The organism is Brevibacterium zhoupengii, from assembly GCF_021117425.1.
Taxonomy (GTDB): domain Bacteria; phylum Actinomycetota; class Actinomycetes; order Actinomycetales; family Brevibacteriaceae; genus Brevibacterium; species Brevibacterium zhoupengii.
Genome location: NZ_CP088298.1, coordinates 1,155,671 through 1,176,243, shown reverse-complemented (window position 1 = coordinate 1,176,243; position 20,573 = coordinate 1,155,671). Strand labels below are relative to the sequence as shown.

Sequence of the window (20,573 nt, the reverse complement as noted above, 5' to 3'; positions counted from 1 at the left end):
GAAAGATTGTCCAAGTTTTTGTCGATAGGAGCACTCATGGCTGAGAGGTCGATCAGCGAACTGATCAAAGGCATCGGCGACGATTCCAAAGCGATCGCCGAGGAAGAAATTGCGCTGGCCAAGGCAGAGGCCACCGCTGGTGCGAAGAACTTGGGCATCGGTTCGGCGCTTGCCGTCGTCGCCCTGTTCTTCCTGTTCTTGTCATCGTTCATGGTGATTTTCGCCGGCGCTGCCGCATTCCACGAAGGCCTGGGTTGGCCATGGTGGGGAAGCTTCCTCATCGTCTTCGGCATCCTCGCGGTGCTTGCCATCATCCTCGTGCTGATTGCCCTGCCTCTGTTCAAGAAGGGCAACCCGGTTCCGGGCACAGCGATCGGTTCGGCCAAGTCCCTGGTCGCTTCGGTCAAGCGCGCGGTGAAGAACCCTTCAGGTCCTCGGTACTGACAGATCTCGCAACCAAGCACAGCAGCATAGCTCCAAACACTGGTGGCGTCGGGCTCAGCCCGGCGCCACCGGTGTATTCACCATCAACGCCGTTTGGCGGCACGCTCCTTGGCCTCGCGAAGAGTCTGACGTTCGCGCTTTCGCGCCTCTGCGAGGACTTTCTGCGCCTGCTTGACCGCCTTCTGCGCGTCGCGATACTTCTTGTCGGCCATGACAGTCGGGTCGCCGTCGGGAATATCCTCCGACCCCCCAGCCGCGACTCCCTCAGGCCCCGGCGCCTCACCGGCAGAGCCTGGCGCCCCACCAGCAGAGCCCGCCGCCTCGGTGTCTTCCTGAGTATCGGTCGCCTCCCCAGCGCGGGCACGGCCAACTAGCTCGATGTAGTCGGCAAGTCCGTCCAGCCCTCGTTCGAAGCCGAAGACGAATGGGTCGGATTCCGAGGTGAACACTCCAGCGTCGATGGCCCGACGTAAGAACGGGTAGCCATCTACTGTGATGACCGCGTCGAACAGGCGAGATTCCTGCTCGGACACCTCGGCGTCACTCAAGCCCTTCGCACGCCCCTGCTGCTGATATCCGGCCAGAATGGATCCTCTCCAGCGTGCGGCCCCGGTCACCAGCAAGGACGCGGCCATCTTCTCATCCTCGGTCAGTGACGTCGCATCCAGCGCTTCGAGACTGGCTTCGAGCCATGCGGAACTGTTCGGAGTGATCGGACTGCCGGTGATCGGCATTGTCAGCAGCCATGACTTGCGGCGATAGACCTCCGTCTGTGCCTCGTAGAGTTCCTCAAGCCTGGCTCGCCATTCAGCTCCCTCACCACTGATCTCAGGTGGCAGACCCGTGGCCTCCTCCTGCATGAGCAGCAGCAGATCGTCCTTAGCGCTGACATAGCGGTACAGCGACATCGGAGTGTATCCGAGACGTTTGGCCACAGCAGACATCGACACTGCGGTGATGCCCTCCTGGTCAGCGATCTCGATTGCAGCATCGACGATTCTCTCAACGCTCATCTCCCGCTTGGGCCCGCGCTGCGGCGTTGCTGCCACGCCCCAGGCCAAAGCGATTCCGCGCGGAAGCTGCTCAATCGGTTCTTCACTGTCCATCTCCTCATCTTATATTGTGTACGGCATATATTGCGTGTTACTGTCATATACAGTTTAACGAGTACACAGTAATTTCAGTTCGACGAAAGGCAGACCTCATGGACTCCACAGGCTCAGGATCGGCCTCAGCTCCAGCTCCGACCCCGGAACCCGCGTCAGTGTCCGCCAAGGCGAAGGTCGGCGGTGCAGCTGAAGCGATCACCTTCGCCGGGGTGACAAAGTCATTCGGGCACAAGACCGTTCTTCAGGAGTTCAACCTCTCCGTGCATAGAGGCGAGGTCTTCGCCCTGCTCGGAGCCAACGGAGCTGGCAAAACCACGGTCATCAACATTCTCACGACGCTCGAGAACACGGATTCCGGAACAGTGCACGTCATGGGAGTCGATGTAGGCACCGATCCTGCCGAGGCAAAGCGCCGCTTCGCTTTCACCGGGCAGAACGCCGCCGTCGACACGTACCTTTCGACTGCAGAAAACCTCGTCCTTCTCGGTCGACTCTCCGGCCTTTCCCGACGCACAGCGAAGGCACGGAGTGAAGAGCTCGCCTTCAGCCTGAGCTTGAAATCATTCATGGATCGTCGGGTGGGAACGCTTTCGGGAGGTATGCGACGCAGACTCGACCTCGCCCTCAGTCTCGTCGTGCCCGTCGACGTACTCATCCTTGATGAGCCGACCACGGGCCTGGACACCCGCTCTCGTCGCGAGCTGTGGGCCGAAATAGAACGGCTGTCCGGCGAAGGGACCACCGTGTTCCTGACAACACAGTATTTGGAAGAGGCCGATGCCTTAGCCGATCGGATCGGACTGCTCGATCGAGGACGGCTGACTGGCCTGGGCACGCCGTCCCAGCTGAAGGCGCGAGTCGGAGAGGACACCGTCGCCATTCACAACGAGGAGGGTTCGACGGTGGCAGAGGAACCGACAGACGGAACCGTACGTGGGATCACGGCAGTGCTCACTCCGCTCCTCGACGCCTCCCCCGAGGCCTCCGTCTCACTCCGCACCCCAAGCCTCGACGACGTCTTTCTGGCCTTCACCTCAACCGATGACAATCCCAACCACTGAATCCCACACCCGATCACTGATTCCCTCACCCATCACAGATCTTCACCGCCCACCGCCCCACAACTGAGATTGGACCATCATGACCGACCGCCGGACCACCGCTGCGAACGATGAAGCCTCTCCAGCTCCTTCTTCGGCCCCCATCGAGCCGCACCACCGAGTCAGAACCCGCAGCCGAGCGCCGGGGACCAGCGCAGAAGTCGCCCTCATCGGGCGCAGCCTGCGCCACGCAGTCCGCGATGTCGAATCAATGCTCATGGCTATTGCACTGCCAGTTCTCCTGATGCTCATGTTCACGTTCGTGTTCGGCGGTGCGCTCGATCCTGGAGGTGACTACGTCAACTATGTGGTCCCCGGAATCGTACTCACCTGCGCCGGCTTCGGTGCCGCCTCGACCTCGCTGTCGGTAGCGAACGACATGACCTCTGGTTTCGTCGATCGATTGCGCGCGATGCCGATGAGGGCATCAGCAGTCATCACTGGCCACGTGGTGGCGAGCCTCCTGAAGAATCTGTTCGCCACCGGAGTCGTCATCGCCGTGGCGGTGCTCATCGGCTTCCGACCGACAGCAGATCTGGGTCAATGGCTGATGACGATAGGTCTCATTGCGCTGTACATCCTGGCTATCACCTACCTCTTCGCTGCCATCGGATTGGCATCGAAGTCCGCCGAGTCGGCCAATGGATACGGCTTCATCCTGCTGTTCCTGCCATACGTATCCAGCGCCTTTGTGCCTGTCGAGACGATGCCAGGATGGCTGACGGTCTTTGCCGACAACCAGCCGATTACGCCGATCATCGATGCATTGCGCAGCCTGCTGATCGGCACCGAGATGGGCAGCTCCGGTGTGCTCGCGGTCGGGTGGTGCGCGGTGATTCTGGGACTCGCAGCCATCTGGGCCTCACGGCTGTTCACTGCAAAGGTCGGTCGCCGTTAACCTCACGGCACGACACATCGCTCCGCGGCCTCGACAAATTCATCGAGCCGAAATCATCAAGTCGAATTCGCGGAGAGGAACGTGCGGAACCGCGCACCGAACAGATATTCGACGATGCTTGCCCCGCGATCAGGTATCACCTTGTCGTCCGTTCGACTCGGCTGCGGCGGGCCGTGGGCTTTGTCGTTTCCTTGCAATCGCCGGCGCGGCTTCGCTGCACCCTTGTCTATGGTGTCGGCGTCGGTGTGGGATACGGCAGTACCCTCGAACTTGCCATCACTTGCCCGGGAGTCGAGGGGTTTGGTCCGCGTCTCGTAGCGGTGGCCCGTCGGCGTCTTCACGATCAGCTTCTCGGAAGTCGCCACGTGCTTCCAGCCGTTGAGCTCTTTGGCGAAGTTGCAGGCGGCGCACAGTCCCGAGGCGTTGTCCCAATCGGTGTCGCCTCCAGCGGCGTAGGCTGTGGCATGGTCGGCGTGTTTGATCTGCGCGTCGCACCATGGTGAGCGGCAGACATCATCACGGATGACGATCATGCGTCGCAGCAGTCCCGAGAACTCACGGCGGCGGGAATCCATGCGCACCAGCTGGCCGTCGTCGGGGCGGGTATAGAGCCTGCGCAGGAACACGCTTGCCTCATTCTCGGCTACGAACGTTCGTGCCGCTCCGGCGGGGAGCGGTCCGACTCCGGGAAGCCACGCCGGATTATCTCCGGGCCCGACCAGGCTGTCATCGTTCATCACGAGGTGGATCTCCGTGGGCACCGCTGCGGCGCACTCCTGGCCCGTGGTCCGTTCGACGAGGAGGTCAGCCATGACCTGAGGCTGCGTACGTCTGCCCGATTCTCCGGTCCCGATGAGCGAAGCCGACGACTTCTTCAGGTTTGCGTAGACGGCCACCGCCTGAGGCATGGGCAGCAGCGCGCTGAGGTATGCCATGTTGCCTGGTGCAGGACGAACTGAGACTGCCCGCTCTTCGATGCATTTCTCAAGGTGTGCCACGGCCGCCTGCTGATCGACCTGCTGTGCCAGGGCGCGGACTTCGTTGCCCAGCCGACCGACCCCCACCTCGGCGAGGCGATCAGCCATGCGTTCGTCGACCTGCCGACGTTTGTCCCTGGGGAGCCAGTCCGTTTCCTTCGCAACGGCTCGAGCCTTCTCTTCGGAGATGCTGCCGGTCCTCAAGGCCGAATAGGTCTGGGGCAGATCGACGAGCAGAGAACGCGAGAACTTCAGCAGCGAGCTGCCGCGAGCCCGAGACACCTTGCGAGCCAGCGCGATCTCCGCGCCGACGCCCTTGCCCTGCTTTTTGCTCGTCAGGCCTTCCTCGGCTTCACGATTGCGTCGACGCATGTCGAAGGTCAGGGTTTCTCTGGCTTGGGCCGCAGCAGCGGCAGATGTCAGTTCCTCGAGCGCAGTGATCCTGTCGATGGCTTCGACCTCGCTGAGGGCCGGAGGCAGATTCGACAGCGCCTCGTGCCACCGATGTATCTCGGTGATCACCTCGGGAACCGTCTGTGCTTCCATACCCATCAGGCTAGCTTTCGCTACTGACACGACATTCTTCGCAGGCGTTCCCCCTGGTCAGAAGTCGATGTCGATGTGTGCGTCGCGGTCCCAGTCCCCGGCCCAGCCGAGATGGTCGAGAGCAAAGTCGAGGATGCCTGCGGTGAAGCCCCACACCTTGAGAACTCCGACGTCGAAGGCCGGTGTCGTGATCTTCAGGTCCGGTCGTGAGAACGTGCCCCGATTGGCAGGTGCCACCAGGTCGGCAACAGAGACCCGGTAGACGGAGTAGGACTCCGATTTGTCCATCACCCGAACTGCGCCGGGCTGGGCCCAGTATCCGATGACTGGAGTGACCTGGAACCTACTGACAGGAATGTAGAGCGGATCCATCTGTCCGAGCACGTCGACCGTCGCGGGCACGATCCCGGCTTCTTCCTGGGCTTCACGCAGGGCTGCGGCGACCAGGGAGTCGTCTTCCGGGTCCCGTCCGCCACCGGGAAACGCCACTTGACCTGGGTGGTTGCGCAGTGTGCTCGCCCGTTGCAGCAAGACGATGTCAACATCGTCGACACCGAAATCTGCCAAGCGTGATGACTCGACTCGACCGGCGTCCGTGCGCGGCTGGCCTCCCCTGCCGAAGAGCATGAGAACCGCCGCGTCTCGCACCGAATCATCGTCCGGTGCCGGCGAGCGTCGCAGCCACTCTGGTGAACCGTTCGACGCTGCCAGATTCTCCAGCTGAGTCCGCAGCGTCTGGTCATGGACGACCTCACGGACATCTGCGGCCTGAACTGGGGCCTGCCCAGTCGAGTTGGGTCCTACCTGTCGATGTTCACTCGCGTCGGCGCTCATGCCTGGGGCGCCATTTCAAAACGCAACATTGCCCGCGCCTTCTCCGGATCGAGTTCTCCCACCCCGAACGAGGGACACAGAGCCATCAATGGGCAGGCTCCACAGGCGGGCCTGCGCGAGTGGCAGATGCGTCGCCCGTGGAAGATGACCCTGTGGGAGAGCAGAGTGAGATCCTTCTTCGGGAATAGGGCCGCGATCTCATGTTCGGCCTTGACCGGGTCGTCCTCTTCGGTCCACCCGAGTCTGCGCGCCAAGCGCCCCATGTGCGTGTCCACGGTCAGGCCCGGGGTGTCGAAGGCGTTTCCGAGCACCACGTTCGCTGTCTTGCGGCCGACTCCGGCGAGCTTGACGAGCCTGTCCAAAGAGTTGGGGACCTCGCCGTCGTAGGTGTCGACAAGTTCGTTCGCGAGTTTGACGATGTTGCGGGCCTTCGCCCGATAGAAGCCCGTCGAGTGGATGAGCTCCTCGACCTCGATGAGGTTGGCCACCGCCAGACTGTGCGCGTCAGGGAAGACAGAGAACAGTCCCGGCGTCACCGCGTTGACCCGGATGTCAGTGGTCTGCGCAGATAGGACGGTCGCGATGAGGAGCTGGAACGGGGTCTCGAAGTCGAGTTCACATTTCGCGTTCGGGTACACCTCGGCGAGGATGCGATGAATCTTCCTCGCCCGTCGGGTCTTGCCCAATGAGGTTTCCTTCGCGAACTTCCGCGCACTCTTCTCTGCCACCGTCAACACGACTCACCATCCTAATCCGTGCCCCTGATTTGCGCAGTTGCGTGCCTCACATCGCCGAGGTGGGTGTGCCCTTTCCCGGCGAACGGGATCGTCCATACGCAACCGTGGCCCACCTCGGCGAGGGTGGAGGAAACGCAAGCAAAACCCCTTGTTTTGCACTAATGCCGCAAACTCCGGCGCCTTTGCTGGTATCAGCACCGTTGACCAGGTAGATTTATCTGTGATTACCACGACAAGGAGGACACAGTGGATATTGAAGTTGTGCGGGGCGCCACGCTCTTCGCAGGTTTGGACGATGAGGCGACAAGCGCATTGATGAAGTTCATGAACCCGCGGAGTCTCCGTCGGGGAACCGTGCTTTTCCACGAGGGCGATGCCGGCGACGAACTCTATATCGTCTCCAGCGGCAAGCTCAAGATCGGCCGCGAGTCCTCCGACGGCCGCGAAAATCTGCTCTCGGTCATCGGACCGGGCGAGATCATCGGTGAGCTCAGCCTCTTCGATCCGGGCCCACGCTCGACCTCCGTCACCGCTGTCTCTCAGTCCGAGCTGCTCAGCCTCAAGCACGAGGATCTCACGACGTGGCTCGATGAGCGCCCGCGTGCGGCGATGAACCTGCTCAAGGCTCTGGCTCAGCGTCTGCGCCGGACCAACGAGACCGTTGGTGACCTCGTGTTCTCCGATGTTCCCGGTCGTGTTGCCAAGGCGCTGCTGGACCTTGCCTCTCGCTTCTCGAAGCCGGCACCCGACGGTGTCCTCGTTGCTCACGACCTGACGCAGGAAGAGCTCGCGCAGCTCGTCGGTGCCTCGCGTGAGACCGTGAACAAGGCTCTGGCCGACTTCGCAGCTCGTGGCTTCATCCGTCTCGAGGCTCGCTCTGTCGTCATCCTCGACATGGAGCGCATGCGCAACCGCGCCCGCTGAGCCACTGCGCAGCGGCTGCCGAGCCACTGAAACGCGCACGTGATACGAACGCCCAGGCACACTCTGTGCCTGGGCGTTCGTATTGCCTCAAATATCTGCCCTCACAGGGAGTGCCTCACCCTTGGTCGCCCTCGGCGAGGGCTCCGAGGTAGTTCAGCTGAGCCCGCACGATCTGTTCGGCTGCTCCGCGGACGCTCGGGTCGACATCGTGGTAGACGATGTCGCAGACTTCGGTGGCGCTCGCTGCTCCCTGATCCAGGGCGGCTCTGACCTGCTCGATGCGTTCGAGGCGATGGCTGCGGTAGTACTCGAGCACTTGGGCCGGGGATTCGATGCTGGGACCGTGTGCGGGCTCGATGGTGGAATAGCGCCCCTCGTCTAGCAGACGCAGCAGACGGTCGAGTGACTCCAGGTAGTCGCGCAGAGACCCTTCGGGGTGGGTGACGATCGTCGTCCCCTCCCCCAGGACCGTGTCGCCGCTGTAGAGCACGTGATCATGGATGAGACTGATGCTGTCCATCGTGTGACCTGGCGTTGCTACGACTTCTAGGGCATCGGTGGTGTCAGTGCCGAATGCGATCCTGTCACCATCGATCACAGGAGGTGTCAGACGGCTGAATTTCTCAAGCACTGAGTACACAGGCACGCCCGGTGCCCACTGCTCCACACTGCCGAGCATCTCCGAGTGGTCGGCGTGCTGATGGGTGAGGATGATGGCCGTCAGCGTTCGATCACCGATCTCGGACATGAAGTTGTCCCGGTGTTCGGCCATTTCAGGACCGGGATCGATGAGCACCGACGAAGTGTCATCAGCCGAATTGATGACGTAGGTGTTGGTGCCCGTCAACGTCATCGGGGACGGATTGTTCGCGCGGATCCTCATGAGTCCTCTGTCTCCTCCTCGCCGGTTTCGGCGTTGTCATCATCGTCGCTCAGGGACAGAAACCCTGGGCTCTGGTCGTTCTCGTCGTCACCGACGGCTACTGCATAGTCGCGCAGGGTGCCCTTGCGGTAGAGGTCGCGTCCGGGATGGATGACGACACGCCATTCGCCGTCGTCGTTGGTGACCTCGGGCCGCAGCGGGTGCAGGTCACGCACCTGGGCCATGGCCGCTCCGACGCTGGGCACATCCACCAGACTCTCCGCGATCAGCCGTGTGCTCGCGCTGATCCGGTCGGGATCCCCACCTGCGTCAGCGAGGATCTCCTGGGGTCGTTTCCATCCTCCGGACGTCTCGTTCGGGGACAGGAAGTCGATGTCCTGTCCAAACGGCACTGTGGCCAAGAAGAATGTGGTGTCGAAGCGGTGCAGCTGGGTCGCTGTGTTGATCCACCGCAGCCATGGTTTGCACAGATCCGGTCGCAGTCTGAGATCACGTTCGCGCAGGATCTGGGACCAGGAGATCTCGCTGGAGAACAGTCGCGCCCGTGTTCCGCGCCAATCCGTCTGTGGTGTGGCCACAATGTCCCGGTCGACGTCCTCGGCCAACAGGACGCCTGCAGCGGCGAATGAGATGCGGGCCGCGGCCGAGAAGTGGTGCAGTGCCCGTGACTTATTGTCGATGCTCAGTGTCCGCGCGCAGCGGGCTGAATTCCATCCGGCAAGAGGCAGGCTACGCAGGTCGCCGGGGCGTAAGTTGCTGACCGGGTAGGCCAGCCGGTTGCGATCCTCGATTCCCCTGGCATCAAGCTGCCGAGTGATGAAGGTTTCCACACCTTCCAGTGAGTCCCTGATCAATACGATCGCCGAGGCGGGTCGGGGAGCTTCGGGAACCGGGAACCGCCCGTCGGACTGCCATTGGTCCAAAAGCCAACGCAGCTCCGACGAGACGGGCAGGGTCCGTCCGCTAAGCGGCATCGTCCTCGACCTCGACGACGACCTCGACCTCGACGGGGGTGCCGAGAGGAAGAGTGTTCACGCCGACCGCGCTGCGCGTGTGCTGGCCCCGGTCGCCGAATATTTCGCCGTAGAGTTCGGAGACGCCGTTGATGACGGCTGGCTGCTGTGTGAAGTCATCAGCGGAGTTGACGAATCCGGTGACCTTGACGACACGCACTATCTTGTCGAGATCGCCGATGACGCCGGCGATCGCGGCGAGAGCATTGAGCCCTGCAGTTCGTGCCAGGTCGTAACCGGTCTCGAGATCGACATCCGAGCCGATGTGGCCCGTCGCCGGCAGCTTTCCGTCAACGACGGGCAGTTGGCCGGAGGTGTAGACGTAGTTGCCGGTGCGCAGTGCTGGGACGTAGACGCCAGCAGGAGCGGCGACATCTGGCAGGGTGAGACCGAGTTCAGCAATGCGGTCTAGGGTCTTCGACATGTTGGTTCCTTCGACGGGGGTGTTGACAGGTCAGGCTGATCTTCAGGTTCTGGTGCTCAGGCTGTGCTGATTCAGGCCTTGGGACGCTTGAGGTAAGCCACGAGTCCGTTGTTATCGGGGCCCGGGACAACCTGGACGAGTTCGTAGCCGTCTTCGCCCCACTGGTCGAGGATCTGCTTCGTCGCGTGGACGATGAGCGGCACGGTGACGTATTCCCACTTGGTCATGATTCTCCTTGAGTCTTTGTCTGCCCGAGTCCCCGATGCGTCATCGGAACGAGCGTCTGCATGGACCGAATGCCGATTGTTCTTTGGGTGCGCGACCGGCAATCATTGTCGTTCCCAACACTAGCCGAGAACCCGTGCACCTACAGCCACCCATGTCACTGTATGAAAGGCATGGATCGACGAGAGCGGGGTGGGACGATCGTCATGATCGTCCCACCCCGCTGATTCTCAGGATGTCCGGCGCTCAGTTGCCGCCGAGGCCCGGAGCTTCGTCTCCGCCTCCGCCGCCACCATCGCCGCCGGTGCCTCCACCGCCGCCGTTGTTGCTGCCGCCTCCGCCGCCGTTGCCGCCGCCGTTGTTACTGCCGCCGCCACCGCCGCCGGTGCCACCACCGCCGCCGTTGCCGCCGCCAGTGCCGCCACCGCCAGTGCCGCCACCGCCACCGCCGGAGCCTCCGGTGCTGCCGCCGCCGCCCATGTACTTGGAACTCGGCTTGGGGAATCCGGTGTTGCCCTTCGTCTCCTTGACAGCCTGGCTCATATAGGCCTGCCAGGTTTTGCCGGAGATCGTGGCACCGTAGACGTGTCCGCGGACAGCGCCCTGGCTGTTGTTTCGCCAATCGCGCGTTCCAGCCGGGTCACCGGTCCAGACCGCAGTCGCCAGCGTCTTGGTGAACCCAAGCAACCAGGTGTGGCCGACGTCGAAGTTCGTCGTACCGGTCTTTGCACCTGCTGGCACACCGATCTTCAACTGAGTGGTCGTACCGCCGTTGAACGTCTGTGACAGCGCATAGGCGACGCCCTTGGCCACCTCTTTGTCGAGGACTCGCTTACAGCCTTCTCCCGGCACATCGAGCTTCTTGCCTGAACGGTCCTTGATGGACAGGATCGGTTTCGGGCCGCAGAACTCGCCTTCGTTTGCGAAAGCGGCGAATGCTGCCGCCATCGCGATCGGAGTGGTCTCAGTCGTACCCAGGATCGATGACGGGGACAGCGCCTGGATGAATCCAGCTTCGTTCTTGAAGTCCAGCTTCTCGCCGCTGCCGTAGCGAATTCCCAAGTCCATGGCCGTGTCCATGACCTTGCACATGTTGAGCTGGTTGCCCATGGCAGCGTAGCCGGTGTTCACGGACTTCTTCGTGGCTTCCAGCGCGGTCATCGAGCCCTTGCCCTCACCGTCACCGGCGTTGTTCGGGTCCCAGTCACCGCCCATGTTCGGACAGCCCTCGTACTTCCAGGAACTTGCCGGGAAGTTGCGCTTCGTAGCGTTGACCGTGGTGTTGAGGCCGCGGCCGGATTTCAGCCACGTTGCCAGCACGAAGGGCTTCCACGTCGAACCGACCTGGAAACCGCCGCCGCCATTGTGTTTCCGGTCCACCGTGTAGTTGATGCTGGTCTTCTTGTTCTTTTCGTTCTTCTTGACCTCACCAACCGTGTATTCGCGGTTCTCAGCCATGGCGATGACTTCACCCGTGCCCGGTTCGATCGTGACCAGGGCGTGTCCGGCGCCCGAGGGGTCGCCCACGGGAACACGATTCTTGACCTCTTTGTCAGCGATCTTCTGAATGTCTGGATTGAGGCTGGTTTTGATCGTCAGCCCGCCTCGCTGCAGGAAGGCAATGCGTTCGTCGACGGTGTCGCCGAAGGTCTCGTCGTTCTTGATGACGTTCTCAACGTAGTCGCAGAAGAACTCCGCGTTGCTCTTCGCCGAGGTACAGCCGTTAGGTGTCTCATGCAGGTCGAGGTCGAGGTCGGTCTTGACCGCCTTGTCGTATTCCTTCTGAGTGATGTGGTCGTACTTGAGCATCTGCCCCAGCACCGTGTTGCGGCGCTTCTTCACCTGGTCGGGGAACCGCTGCGGGTTGAACGCAGAAGGGTTCTGCACAATGCCGGCGAGCATTGCCGACTGCGGAATGTTGAGGTCCTTTGCGTCGATGCCCCAGTATTTGTGGGCGGCCGCCTGCACGCCGTAGGCATTGGGCGAACCGGAGTAGTTGTTGATGTTCATGTAGCGGTTGAGAATGTCTTTCTTGTCGTACTTCTTCTCAACTGCCACCGCAAGTTTGGCTTCGCGCAGCTTACGCGCATAGCCGGCCGTGCCTTCCGACTCTTTGGCCGCTTCCACGCCTTCCCGGTCCTGCTCGGCATGAGCGTTCTCCGCGAGCACGTTCTTCACATACTGCTGAGTCAGCGTTGATCCGCCCTGGGTCGTCGAGGACACCATATTGTGCACCGCCGCGCGGGCGATGCCTTCGATGTCGACGCCGCCGTGTTCGAAGTACCTGTAGTCCTCGACTGCGATCGTCGCGTCCTGCATGTGGTCTGAGATCTCATCGAGGGGCACCTCGACTCGGTTCTGCCAGTAGAACTCTGCGATCTCCGATCCGTCGGAGGCGAGCATCGTCGACTTCTCCCCCAGGTCCTGGATCTCCAGGGTGGCGGGAAGCGAATTGAAGATCTCGACGGCACTGTTTGCGCTGGCAGTAGCGACGCCGACCCCGGGGATGGCAAGACCGGCGGCGACGATTCCCGCCACCGCGCTCACGGCGACGAACTGGAGGAACGCGCCCGTCTTGGTCGGATTCGGATTTGACTCAGGAGACACCATGCCAACAAGTTTAGCTAATACGAGTTGTGCAAATTCTCAAAAACCGTTGAGAACGTCAGCCTCTGGGAACCAAGGTCAACAGGCTGACCTCGGGACGGCAGGCGAAACGCACCGGTGAGAAGGGCGAGAAACCCAAGCCGGCAGAGATCTCGACAAGAGATTTTCGATACGGAAAGACACCTCTCGCGCGTGTCCTATCCAGGTCGCAGTTCGTCACCGGCGCTCCCCAGAAGGGGACCCGAATCTGACCCCCGTGGGTGTGTCCGGTCATGATGAGATCGGCCCCCGCCGAGGTGAACGCCTCCAAGGTGCGTGAATACGGCGCATGTGTGACGCCCACCTTCACTCCGGCAGCAGGGTCGAACCGAGGGTAGTCGTACGCCCTCGGACCGCGCCCCTGGCCCTCGCTTAGCTGGATTCGGTCACGGTCGATGTGGGAATCCCCGAGACCACAGAAATCGATCCTGGTCCCCCTGATCGTCAGACTCGCCTCGGCATTGTCGAGGAAATGCCACCCACGGGTTGCGGCGGGCGTGTCACCTGACGAAACGTGGCTGCCTGTCTCGACGCTGCTCGCCTCGAACCCGCGGATCAGGGCCCTGACATCGAGGTCGGGCTGACTACGGTGCTTCACCTCTGAGGGTGAGCGCAGATACTTCGCGGGGTTCTTCGCCGTGGGTGAGAAGAAGTCGTTGGAGCCGAGGACGAAGACGCCGGGAACGTCGAGGAGCCCAGCGAAGACATCGAGGACGGTGGGCACGATGTCAGCAGAGAGATTGTCGCCGGTGTTGACCACCACGTCGGGTTCCAGCCGGGTCAGCGCTTTGACCCATGCGGCTCTGTGTTTCTGCCAGGGAGCCAGATGCAGATCGGAGACGTGCAGCATTCGGATGCTCTTGGCTCCGGCGGGCAGTACCGGCAGTGTGTGGCGCCGGACCGTGAAGAGGTGCGGTTCGATGACCGCTCCCCAGATTCCGGCCGCCGCGGGGACTGCAAGGGCGCCGGCGAATAGTGCACGCTTCTTCATTCGTCCAACTCTAGTCGGCGATCCTCTCCGCTTTCCCACAGACTGCCTGACGGAGCCTCAGGCCACGGGCGCGACCGGATTCTCGTGCTCATCTGCGGCACGGGCCGTGCGGCGATGGTGTAGGTGCTTCATCCGACGCCGCCCCACGAGGCGACAGACGAGGTAGATGAGGAAGGAGATCGTGGTGACGAACGGACTGATCGGCACCACGGGTGAGCCCAGTGCGATGAGGATGCCGCCGACGGATGACGTGACGGCGAAGATGACGCTGAGCACCGGCACCCACACCGGGGATGCCGAGAGCTGGGTGGCAGCCGCCGCCGGAGTGATGAGCAGAGCCAGCACGAGGAGCACGCCCACCACCTGCACGCTCAATGCCACGGCCAGGCCGAGGACGAGCATGAAGACGATCGTCAGCCCGGACACCGGCACCCCTTTGGCGCGTGCGACCTCGGGGTCGAGGCTGGCGAACATGAGCGGGCGCCAGATCACGGCGAGCACCAGGAGCACGATCAGCGAACACACCACCAGGGTCATGATCTGGCTCGGGGTGATGGCCACGATCTGACCGGTCAGCAGCCCGAACTTGCTGGCGGCCCGACCGTCGTAGAGGGCCAGGAACAGAATCGCCAAGCCCAGGCCGAAGGGCATGAGCACACCGATGATGGCATTCTTCTCCGAGGCTTTGGCTCCGCCCACGCCGATGATGAGAGCGGCGATGATGGAGCCGATGATGGAACCGCCCACCACGTCGAACCCGATGAGCAGGGCGAACGCGGCACCGGCGAACGAGAGCTCAGAGATTCCGTGGACTGCGAAGGGAATGTCGCGGGCCATGACGAAGACGCTGATGAGTCCGCCGACGACGCCGAGCAGCCCGGCCGCGATGAGCGAGTTGAACAGCAGCGCCACCAGCTCGCCGTAGTCTTCGAAGGTGAAGAGGCTGCCGAAGATCTCCTGAGCCGTCATCAGATCGCACCTCGTTCTATGGTCATGTCACCGTCGTGGACATGATGGTCGACACATTCGGCCTCGCCGCCGACGACGATGAGCCGACCGCCCACCCGGACCACTTCGACTGGGGAGCCGTAGAGCCGGGACAGCGATTCGGTGGTCATCACCTCGGCGGGGGTGCCGACGAGGAAATGACCGCCGACGATATAGAGGACACGGTCGACATAGGGCAGGATCGGGTTGATCTCATGGGTGACGAAGAGGACTGCTGTGTTGCGTTTGACCCGCTGCTCATGGAGCAGACTGGCCACAACCTTCTGATGGTGGATGTCCAGAGACAGCAGCGGTTCGTCGCACAGCAGCACCGAAGGGTCGTTGGCCAGGGCCTGGGCCACGCGCAGTCGTTGGAGCTCACCACCGGACAGTGTCCCGGCTGGCGCATCGGCATAGTCGCGGGCGCCGACGGAGTTCAGCAGCTCGTCAACCTGCTGACGACGACGTCGGCGGAATCGGCCCGGCCCCCACCTGTGCCCGTCGATGCCCATCCGGACCAGATCGCGACCTCGCATCGGGGTGTGCTGGTCGATTCCGCGCTGCTGGGGAATGTAGCCGATGGCCGAATTGCCCGCATGAACATTCCTGCCGCCGACCTCGGCCGAGCCCGTCGACAGCGAATGCTGGCCCAGCAGCACTTTGAGCAGCGATGTCTTGCCGGTCCCGTTGGGTCCCAGCACCGCCACGAATTCCCCCGGCGCAACGTCGAGGTCGAGGTCATGCCAGAGCACACGCTCCCCGAAACGCAGTTCGGCGTCGCGCAGACTGATCACCGGAGGATGGCCGGCGGCCGTGGTCTGCTCTGGAGAAACGTGGGAATCAGGGGCCATTCTCAGTGTTCATGTCCTTCGAGCGCGGTGGAGATTTCGGTGATGTACTCGCCCATCCAATCCGCGTAGTGCGTATCGGCCGGCATCGTCTCGCCGAGGTCGACGACCGGAACATCGGACTTCTCAGCCGTGGATTTCAGCTGCTCTGCCTGTGGACCTGCCGCTTGAGTATTGTACCCAAGCAGGACCGCGTCCCCCGACGAGATCTGCTCCTCGGCCTTCTTCAGCACCAGCGGCGGCACATCGTTGCCCTCTTCCACTGCTTCGAGGAACTCATCAGAGGTGATGTTCTTCAACCCCATATCCGCAAACAGCCACAGCGGCACGGGCTCAGTGGCCGCGACCTCGTCACCCTCGTGCTTGGTCTTGGCATCATCGATCTGCGACTGCAGCTTCTCCAGCGTCTTCTTGTACTCATCGGCATTGGCCGCGAAGTCATCCTTGTGTTCGGGTTCGGCCTCGCCGAGGTGGGTCGCAACCTCGTCGACGAGCTTCGTCATCGTGGGCACCGAGTACCAGAGATGTTCGTTGAACTCCCCGTGGGCGTGCTCGTCACCGTCTTCTTCGGCGTGGTCGTGGCCCTCTTCTTCGCTGTGGTCGTGGCCTTCTTCTTCGCCGTGTTCATGGACGTGGCCGCCGCCTTTGGCTTCCTCATCACCGTGATCATGGGGTTCATTGCCGAGGTCCTCGGATCCTGGCAGACCGGAGATGGAGACCGTGTCGATGGTGTCGACGTCGACGTCGGAGGCCTCGAGCATTGTGGTCATGAACGAGTCGTAGCCGCCGCCGTTCTGGATGACCAGGTCGGCCTTCGACAGCTTCAGGCGGTCCTGTGTCGTGGCCTCATAGGAGTGCGGGTCCTGGTTGGGGTCATCGATGACCGCGCTGACCGTCGCGAAGTCTCCTGCCACTTGGGACACGATGTCGGCGTACACATTGGTCGAGGCGACGACCGAGAGCTCGGTGGATCCAGAGGCCTGCCCCCCGCACCCGCTCAGTGCCGCAACAGTGGTCAGAGCGATTGCCCCGGACATGATGCCGAGTCGGGAAGAGCGCATGGTGTGCCTTTCAGAGCGTGAGCGAGGGCCGGTGTGTCAACGACGTTCACCCTACTGCGCTCGAAGGGACACCACTAATATAAATATTTATATATAGCAACTTGTTTATGTGTGGAATCACGAGAGCCGCCCGAGACCAACGGTCTTCGGGCGGCTCCCATTCAGCTCAGCTCGAGCGTGCCTGTGATCTGTGCTCAGGCGGCCTGTGACTCAACCTTCTTCGCCAGCAATGCTGCGATCTGCACTGTGTTCAGGGCAGCACCCTTGCGCAGGTTGTCGTTGGCCACGAACAGGACGAGGCCCTTACCTGCAGGGGCAGACTGGTCGGCACGGATGCGGCCGACGAAGCTCGCGTCCTTGCCCGCTGCCTTCAACGGTGTTGGGACGTCCTCCAGTTCGACACCCGGTGCTTCGGCGAGCACCTCGGTGGCCTTTGCCGGGGTGATCTCGGAGTCGAACTCAGCGTGGATGCTCAGGCTGTGTCCCGTGAACACGGGAACGCGAACGCAGGTTCCCGCCACGAGGAGGTCTGGCTTACCGAGAATCTTGCGGCTCTCGTTGCGCAGCTTCTTCTCTTCGTCGGTCTCCAGCTCACCGTCGTCGACGATGGATCCGGCCATGGGCAGGACGTTGAATGCGATGGGTTCGACGTAGTTGTCCGGGGCAGGCAGGCTGACCGCACTGCCATCGCGGGCCAGCTTGCGTGAGTCGGCGACTCCGGCTTCGAGCTGGCTGGCGAGTTCCTCAACTCCGCTCACGCCGGAGCCGGACACTGCCTGATAGGTGCTGACGATGAGTCGCTGGAGGCCAGCGGCGGAATCGAGCGCCTTGAGGACCGGCATCGCGGCCATCGTGGTGCAGTTCGGGTTGGCGATGATGCCCTTGGGCAGTGTGTCCAGGGCCTCTGGGTTGACCTCGCTGACGACCAGGGGGACGTCAGGATCCGAGCGCCACGCCGAGGAATTGTCGACGACGATGGCTCCGGCCGCGGCGAAACGTTCTGCCTGGGCACGGGAAGTGGCCCCACCGGCGGAGAACAATGCGATATCGAGCCCGCTGGGGTCCGCCTCGGCGGCATCCTCGACGGTGATGGACTCACCGTTGAAATCGACGACCTTGCCGGCCGACCTCGCCGAGGCGAAGAGTCGCAGGCTGTTGATCTCGAACCCGGGATTGTCTGCCAGCAGGTCGAGCATGACGCCGCCCACCTGACCGGTTGCTCCGACTACTCCGATATTGACGCTCATCGTCCGGTACCTCCGTAAACCACTGCTTCGTCGTCTTCACTGTCGAGTCCGTACGCGGCATGTGCGGCACGGACGGCGTCGTCGAGGATGTCTGCTCGTGTGACGACGCTGATGCGGATCTCCGAGGTGGAGATCATGTCGATGTTGACCTGGGCATTGCTCAGGGCCTCGAACAGGATGGCGGTCACGCCTGGGTGAGAGCGCATCCCTGCGCCCACGACCGAGAGCTTGCCGATCTGGTCGTCGTAGCGGACCTGGTCGAAGCCGATCGAGGTCTTCACCGCATCGAGGGCTTCGAGCGCCTTGGCGCCGTCATCCATCGGCAGAGTGAAGGAGATGTCGGTCTTGCCGGGTTCGCGGGTGGAGATGTTCTGGACGATCATGTCGATGTTGATCTCCGTCGCGGCCATGGTGTTGAAGATTTCGGCAGCCTTGCCGGGAACGTCGGGAACGCCGACGATCGTGACCTTGGCCTCCGAGCGATCATGGGCGACTCCGGAAATGATTGCCTGTTCCATGTTGGACTCCGTTTCTGATTCCGCTATTGCCGGGGCCTTCGATCCCTGTTTCGGCCGGAAGGCTTCAGGAATGGGTGAGTCGGTCACCCAGGTGCCTTGATTACGTGAGAATGAGGACCGCACGTGCACGGGCACGTTGTACCGGCGGGCGTACTCGACGCACCGGAGCATGAGGACCTTGGCGCCCGAGGCTGCCATCTCCATCATCTCCTCGTAGCCGATCTCATCGATCTTGTGTGCTGTGGGCACGATGCGGGGGTCGGCGGTGAAGACACCATCGACGTCGGTGTAGATCTCGCAGACATCGGCATCCAATGCCGCTGCGAGGGCAACCGCGGTCGTATCTGATCCGCCGCGCCCCAGTGTGGTGATGTTCTTCGCTGTTTGGCTGACTCCCTGGAATCCGGCCACAATGGCCACGTATCCCTGGTCGAGTGCCGAGCGGATGCGACCTGGCGTGACGTCGATGATGCGCGCCTTGCCGAACTGCTCGTCGGTGATCACACCGGCCTGTGAGCCGGTGAACGACTGTGCTTCCTCGCCGAGGTTGGCAATCGCCATGGCAAGAACTGCCATGGAGATGCGCTCACCTGCAGTCAGGAGCATGTCGAGTTCACGGGCTGGGGGCATCGGAGAAACCTGTTGGGCCAAGTCGATGAGATCGTCGGTGCTGTCTCCCATGGCCGACACCACGACAACTACTTCGTGACCGGCCTGACGGTTTTCGACAATTCGCTTGGCCACCCGCTTCACCGATTCCGCATCGGCTACCGAGGACCCGCCAAACTTCTGGACGACTATGCTCACTGCAGTCTCTTCCTTATCGCTGATAAGTTCCGTGCCGGGCGATCGATTCCATGGTTCCAAACATGGTGGTCTCGTGCTTGCTTCGATCAGGATTTCAGCCGTGTCGGCTCTCCGGCACCTCGACCATTATATGAGGTCAGCAATTTCACTTCACCTTCGCCCGTCATTCAGACACCGCTCAGAGACGCGGTTTTCGCACCGACAGTCCGCCGGGATCCCCGTGCTGTTCACGATCTCGAGTACTCGAACGACGATGCGATCTGCTCGTCTCAGACGACGTGGTGGGCTCGTCTCAGTCGGGGCGGACATTGACGGTGAACAGGTCCCCGGGCTGACAGTCCAGAACCTGACAGAGTGCTATGAGTGTTGAGTATCTGATGGCCTTGGCGCGGTTGTTCTTGAGAACCGAGAGATTGGCCAGGGACACATCGACGAGCTTCGAAAGTTCAGTCAGACTCAGACCTCGTTGAGTCAGCAGCGAGTCCAGATGGCAGACGACGTGGAGTGAATCGAATTCCTCAACCATCAGACGAGGCCCTCGAGTTCTTCGGAAGCCTTCTGACCTGATTTGAAGCACCTGCGCAGGAGCTCGATTCCTCCGACGACGCCCAGCAGTAAGAACGCTTGGACCGTCGTCACGCCGGGACCTACCTCGTCGGCGATGTCGAGATCGCGCGAGACCATGTTGCTGCCCAGCACCATCGCGGCGAAATAGACCAGCCATCCCACGGCGATGAAGCTCTCGAGCACTCCGAGCGCCATGATCGAACGGCTGGTGAACGGGTCACCTTTGGCAATATCCCTGATGACGGGAACGATTGCGACTGCAGCGACTATGAAGGTGAGGATCAGCGCGATCTTCGCAATGAGGAGCAGGACCATCGTCGCGGTGGCCAGGTCGGTTGTGGACACCGTGATCTGAGTCAGTCCGCTCAGAGTCGCCTCTCCCCCTGGGAAGCCAAGTGTCGCCACAGCATCGGACTCGAATTCGAGCGGCAGCCTGATCTTTGCATGCACGAGGTCAGTGACCAGCTCTGTCACTGCATAGATCACGTAGAACCCAAGTGCCAGTCCCACCCAGAGTTCGTACCCCGTGCCGAACGCCTTCTGCTTGGCCGCATCGTCACCGCGCTTCACCCCACCCTTGGGCTTCCCGATGACGGCGTCGTCTGGCTCTTCGGGCATTTCGCTCTGCCCATTCTCCTGTGCCATGATCCTGCCTTCCTGCTTCGGCAAGTCCTCCTGGGTCATCAAACCGTCGACCCTGAATTCATCGCCTAGCTTCACCATTTCATATCGTTAGTCGATATATCGATAATCAACATACTTCACGATAATCGATATGGTGTCAAGA

At 62.0% G+C, this 20,573-nt stretch carries 21 protein-coding genes; 4 read left to right on the top strand and 17 right to left on the bottom strand.

Translation table 11 applies throughout. The annotated features are described in order from the left end of the window. Positions 1 to 36 precede the first annotated feature (36 nt). Positions 37 to 444 (top strand): phage holin family protein, encoded by a 408-nt coding sequence (locus LQ788_RS05285; RefSeq protein WP_009883350.1) that lies wholly within the window; start codon positions 37 to 39, stop codon positions 442 to 444. An 83-nt stretch (positions 445 to 527) separates the two neighbouring features. Here the strand turns inward: LQ788_RS05285 and LQ788_RS05280 are convergent, their stop codons facing one another. Further along, positions 528 to 1,550, bottom strand: a complete 1,023-nt coding sequence (locus tag LQ788_RS05280) for a TetR family transcriptional regulator (RefSeq protein ID WP_231445741.1) — start codon at positions 1,548 to 1,550, stop codon at positions 528 to 530. A gap of 98 nt (positions 1,551 to 1,648) precedes the next feature. Between LQ788_RS05280 and LQ788_RS05275 the strand changes: the two genes are divergently transcribed. Together LQ788_RS05275 and LQ788_RS05270 are read left to right on the top strand one after the other, a co-directional pair. After that, on the top strand, positions 1,649 to 2,614 hold the full coding sequence (locus LQ788_RS05275) for an ABC transporter ATP-binding protein (RefSeq protein ID WP_231445739.1): 966 nt from the start codon (positions 1,649 to 1,651) through the stop codon (positions 2,612 to 2,614). Between the two features lie 79 nt (positions 2,615 to 2,693). Next, positions 2,694 to 3,551 (top strand): ABC transporter permease, encoded by an 858-nt coding sequence (locus LQ788_RS05270; protein WP_231445738.1) that lies wholly within the window; start codon positions 2,694 to 2,696, stop codon positions 3,549 to 3,551. A gap of 56 nt (positions 3,552 to 3,607) precedes the next feature. On the opposite strand, the gene LQ788_RS05265 is transcribed toward LQ788_RS05270, so the two are convergent. The 3 genes from LQ788_RS05265 to nth are packed head-to-tail and all read right to left on the bottom strand — an operon-like array spanning position 3,608 to position 6,645. Continuing rightward, a complete protein-coding gene (locus LQ788_RS05265) occupies positions 3,608 to 5,074 on the bottom strand; it encodes an HNH endonuclease (RefSeq protein ID WP_231445737.1) in 1,467 nt (488 codons plus the stop codon). A 57-nt stretch (positions 5,075 to 5,131) separates the two neighbouring features. Next, the gene (locus LQ788_RS05260) at positions 5,132 to 5,908 is read right to left on the bottom strand and encodes an NUDIX hydrolase (protein WP_231445736.1); all 777 of its coding nucleotides are present in this window, start codon (positions 5,906 to 5,908) and stop codon (positions 5,132 to 5,134) included. Beyond that, a complete protein-coding gene (nth, locus tag LQ788_RS05255) occupies positions 5,905 to 6,645 on the bottom strand; it encodes an endonuclease III (protein WP_009883344.1) in 741 nt (246 codons plus the stop codon). Before nth ends, LQ788_RS05260 begins: the two co-directional genes overlap by 4 nt. A 246-nt stretch (positions 6,646 to 6,891) precedes the next feature. Between nth and LQ788_RS05250 the strand changes: the two genes are divergently transcribed. After that, complete coding sequence (locus tag LQ788_RS05250) at positions 6,892 to 7,569, top strand: Crp/Fnr family transcriptional regulator (protein WP_069599638.1); 678 nt, start codon at positions 6,892 to 6,894, stop codon at positions 7,567 to 7,569. Positions 7,570 to 7,684: 115 nt separating this feature from the next. Here LQ788_RS05250 and LQ788_RS05245 read toward each other — a convergent pair whose 3' ends face one another. The 13 genes from LQ788_RS05245 to LQ788_RS05185 form a co-directional block, all read right to left on the bottom strand. Beyond that, positions 7,685 to 8,452 (bottom strand): MBL fold metallo-hydrolase, encoded by a 768-nt coding sequence (locus LQ788_RS05245; protein WP_231445735.1) that lies wholly within the window; start codon positions 8,450 to 8,452, stop codon positions 7,685 to 7,687. Further along, positions 8,449 to 9,426, bottom strand: a complete 978-nt coding sequence (locus tag LQ788_RS05240) for an NUDIX hydrolase (RefSeq protein WP_231445734.1) — start codon at positions 9,424 to 9,426, stop codon at positions 8,449 to 8,451. The genes LQ788_RS05245 and LQ788_RS05240 overlap by 4 nt, the downstream gene beginning before the upstream one ends. Next, complete coding sequence (locus LQ788_RS05235; RefSeq protein WP_096158367.1) at positions 9,416 to 9,889, bottom strand: RidA family protein; 474 nt, start codon at positions 9,887 to 9,889, stop codon at positions 9,416 to 9,418. Before LQ788_RS05235 ends, LQ788_RS05240 begins: the two co-directional genes overlap by 11 nt. Positions 9,890 to 9,960: 71 nt before the next feature. After that, positions 9,961 to 10,116, bottom strand: coding sequence for a hypothetical protein (locus LQ788_RS05230; protein ID WP_096158366.1), 156 nt, complete (start codon positions 10,114 to 10,116; stop codon positions 9,961 to 9,963). A 244-nt stretch (positions 10,117 to 10,360) separates the two neighbouring features. Further along, entirely contained in the window at positions 10,361 to 12,724 is a 2,364-nt protein-coding gene (locus tag LQ788_RS05225; RefSeq protein ID WP_231445732.1) for a transglycosylase domain-containing protein, read from the bottom strand. Between the two features lie 55 nt (positions 12,725 to 12,779). After that, positions 12,780 to 13,751 carry a metallophosphoesterase gene (locus LQ788_RS05220; protein WP_231445730.1) on the bottom strand — a complete coding sequence of 324 codons (972 nt, stop codon included), beginning with the start codon at positions 13,749 to 13,751 and terminating at the stop codon, positions 12,780 to 12,782. Positions 13,752 to 13,808: 57 nt separating this feature from the next. Then, positions 13,809 to 14,720, bottom strand: coding sequence for a metal ABC transporter permease (locus tag LQ788_RS05215; RefSeq protein WP_231445728.1), 912 nt, complete (start codon positions 14,718 to 14,720; stop codon positions 13,809 to 13,811). After that, entirely contained in the window at positions 14,720 to 15,589 is an 870-nt protein-coding gene (locus LQ788_RS05210; protein ID WP_231445727.1) for a metal ABC transporter ATP-binding protein, read from the bottom strand. The genes LQ788_RS05215 and LQ788_RS05210 overlap by 1 nt, the downstream gene beginning before the upstream one ends. Before the next feature lie 2 nt (positions 15,590 to 15,591). Beyond that, on the bottom strand, positions 15,592 to 16,647 hold the full coding sequence (locus LQ788_RS05205; protein ID WP_231445726.1) for a metal ABC transporter solute-binding protein, Zn/Mn family: 1,056 nt from the start codon (positions 16,645 to 16,647) through the stop codon (positions 15,592 to 15,594). 194 nt (positions 16,648 to 16,841) lie between these two features. Continuing rightward, positions 16,842 to 17,894: an aspartate-semialdehyde dehydrogenase gene (locus tag LQ788_RS05200; RefSeq protein ID WP_231445725.1), complete on the bottom strand. Its 1,053-nt coding sequence runs from the start codon at positions 17,892 to 17,894 to the stop codon at positions 16,842 to 16,844. Continuing rightward, positions 17,891 to 19,219 (bottom strand): aspartate kinase, encoded by a 1,329-nt coding sequence (locus LQ788_RS05195; RefSeq protein ID WP_069599629.1) that lies wholly within the window; start codon positions 19,217 to 19,219, stop codon positions 17,891 to 17,893. The genes LQ788_RS05200 and LQ788_RS05195 overlap by 4 nt, the downstream gene beginning before the upstream one ends. A 292-nt stretch (positions 19,220 to 19,511) precedes the next feature. Then, a complete protein-coding gene (locus LQ788_RS05190) occupies positions 19,512 to 19,745 on the bottom strand; it encodes a helix-turn-helix domain-containing protein (protein WP_231445724.1) in 234 nt (77 codons plus the stop codon). Then, entirely contained in the window at positions 19,745 to 20,431 is a 687-nt protein-coding gene (locus LQ788_RS05185) for a DUF2975 domain-containing protein (RefSeq protein WP_231445723.1), read from the bottom strand. The genes LQ788_RS05190 and LQ788_RS05185 overlap by 1 nt, the downstream gene beginning before the upstream one ends. Between the last annotated feature and the right edge of the window lie 142 nt (positions 20,432 to 20,573).

Coding starts and splice junctions, on each gene's coding strand:
- LQ788_RS05265 (WP_231445737.1), bottom strand. CDS start 5,074: ATGGAAGCACAGACGGTTCCCGAGGTGATCACCGAGATACATCGGTGG.
- LQ788_RS05190 (WP_231445724.1), bottom strand. CDS start 19,745: ATGGTTGAGGAATTCGATTCACTCCACGTCGTCTGCCATCTGGACTCG.
- LQ788_RS05225 (WP_231445732.1), bottom strand. CDS start 12,724: ATGGTGTCTCCTGAGTCAAATCCGAATCCGACCAAGACGGGCGCGTTC.
- LQ788_RS05245 (WP_231445735.1), bottom strand. CDS start 8,452: ATGAGGATCCGCGCGAACAATCCGTCCCCGATGACGTTGACGGGCACC.
- LQ788_RS05270 (WP_231445738.1), top strand. CDS start 2,694: ATGACCGACCGCCGGACCACCGCTGCGAACGATGAAGCCTCTCCAGCT.
- LQ788_RS05240 (WP_231445734.1), bottom strand. CDS start 9,426: ATGCCGCTTAGCGGACGGACCCTGCCCGTCTCGTCGGAGCTGCGTTGG.
- LQ788_RS05220 (WP_231445730.1), bottom strand. CDS start 13,751: ATGAAGAAGCGTGCACTATTCGCCGGCGCCCTTGCAGTCCCCGCGGCG.
- LQ788_RS05285 (WP_009883350.1), top strand. CDS start 37: ATGGCTGAGAGGTCGATCAGCGAACTGATCAAAGGCATCGGCGACGAT.
- LQ788_RS05215 (WP_231445728.1), bottom strand. CDS start 14,720: ATGACGGCTCAGGAGATCTTCGGCAGCCTCTTCACCTTCGAAGACTAC.
- LQ788_RS05205 (WP_231445726.1), bottom strand. CDS start 16,647: ATGCGCTCTTCCCGACTCGGCATCATGTCCGGGGCAATCGCTCTGACC.
- LQ788_RS05210 (WP_231445727.1), bottom strand. CDS start 15,589: ATGGCCCCTGATTCCCACGTTTCTCCAGAGCAGACCACGGCCGCCGGC.
- LQ788_RS05260 (WP_231445736.1), bottom strand. CDS start 5,908: ATGAGCGCCGACGCGAGTGAACATCGACAGGTAGGACCCAACTCGACT.
- LQ788_RS05280 (WP_231445741.1), bottom strand. CDS start 1,550: ATGGACAGTGAAGAACCGATTGAGCAGCTTCCGCGCGGAATCGCTTTG.
- LQ788_RS05200 (WP_231445725.1), bottom strand. CDS start 17,894: ATGAGCGTCAATATCGGAGTAGTCGGAGCAACCGGTCAGGTGGGCGGC.
- LQ788_RS05235 (WP_096158367.1), bottom strand. CDS start 9,889: ATGTCGAAGACCCTAGACCGCATTGCTGAACTCGGTCTCACCCTGCCA.
- LQ788_RS05185 (WP_231445723.1), bottom strand. CDS start 20,431: ATGGCACAGGAGAATGGGCAGAGCGAAATGCCCGAAGAGCCAGACGAC.
- LQ788_RS05275 (WP_231445739.1), top strand. CDS start 1,649: ATGGACTCCACAGGCTCAGGATCGGCCTCAGCTCCAGCTCCGACCCCG.
- LQ788_RS05230 (WP_096158366.1), bottom strand. CDS start 10,116: ATGACCAAGTGGGAATACGTCACCGTGCCGCTCATCGTCCACGCGACG.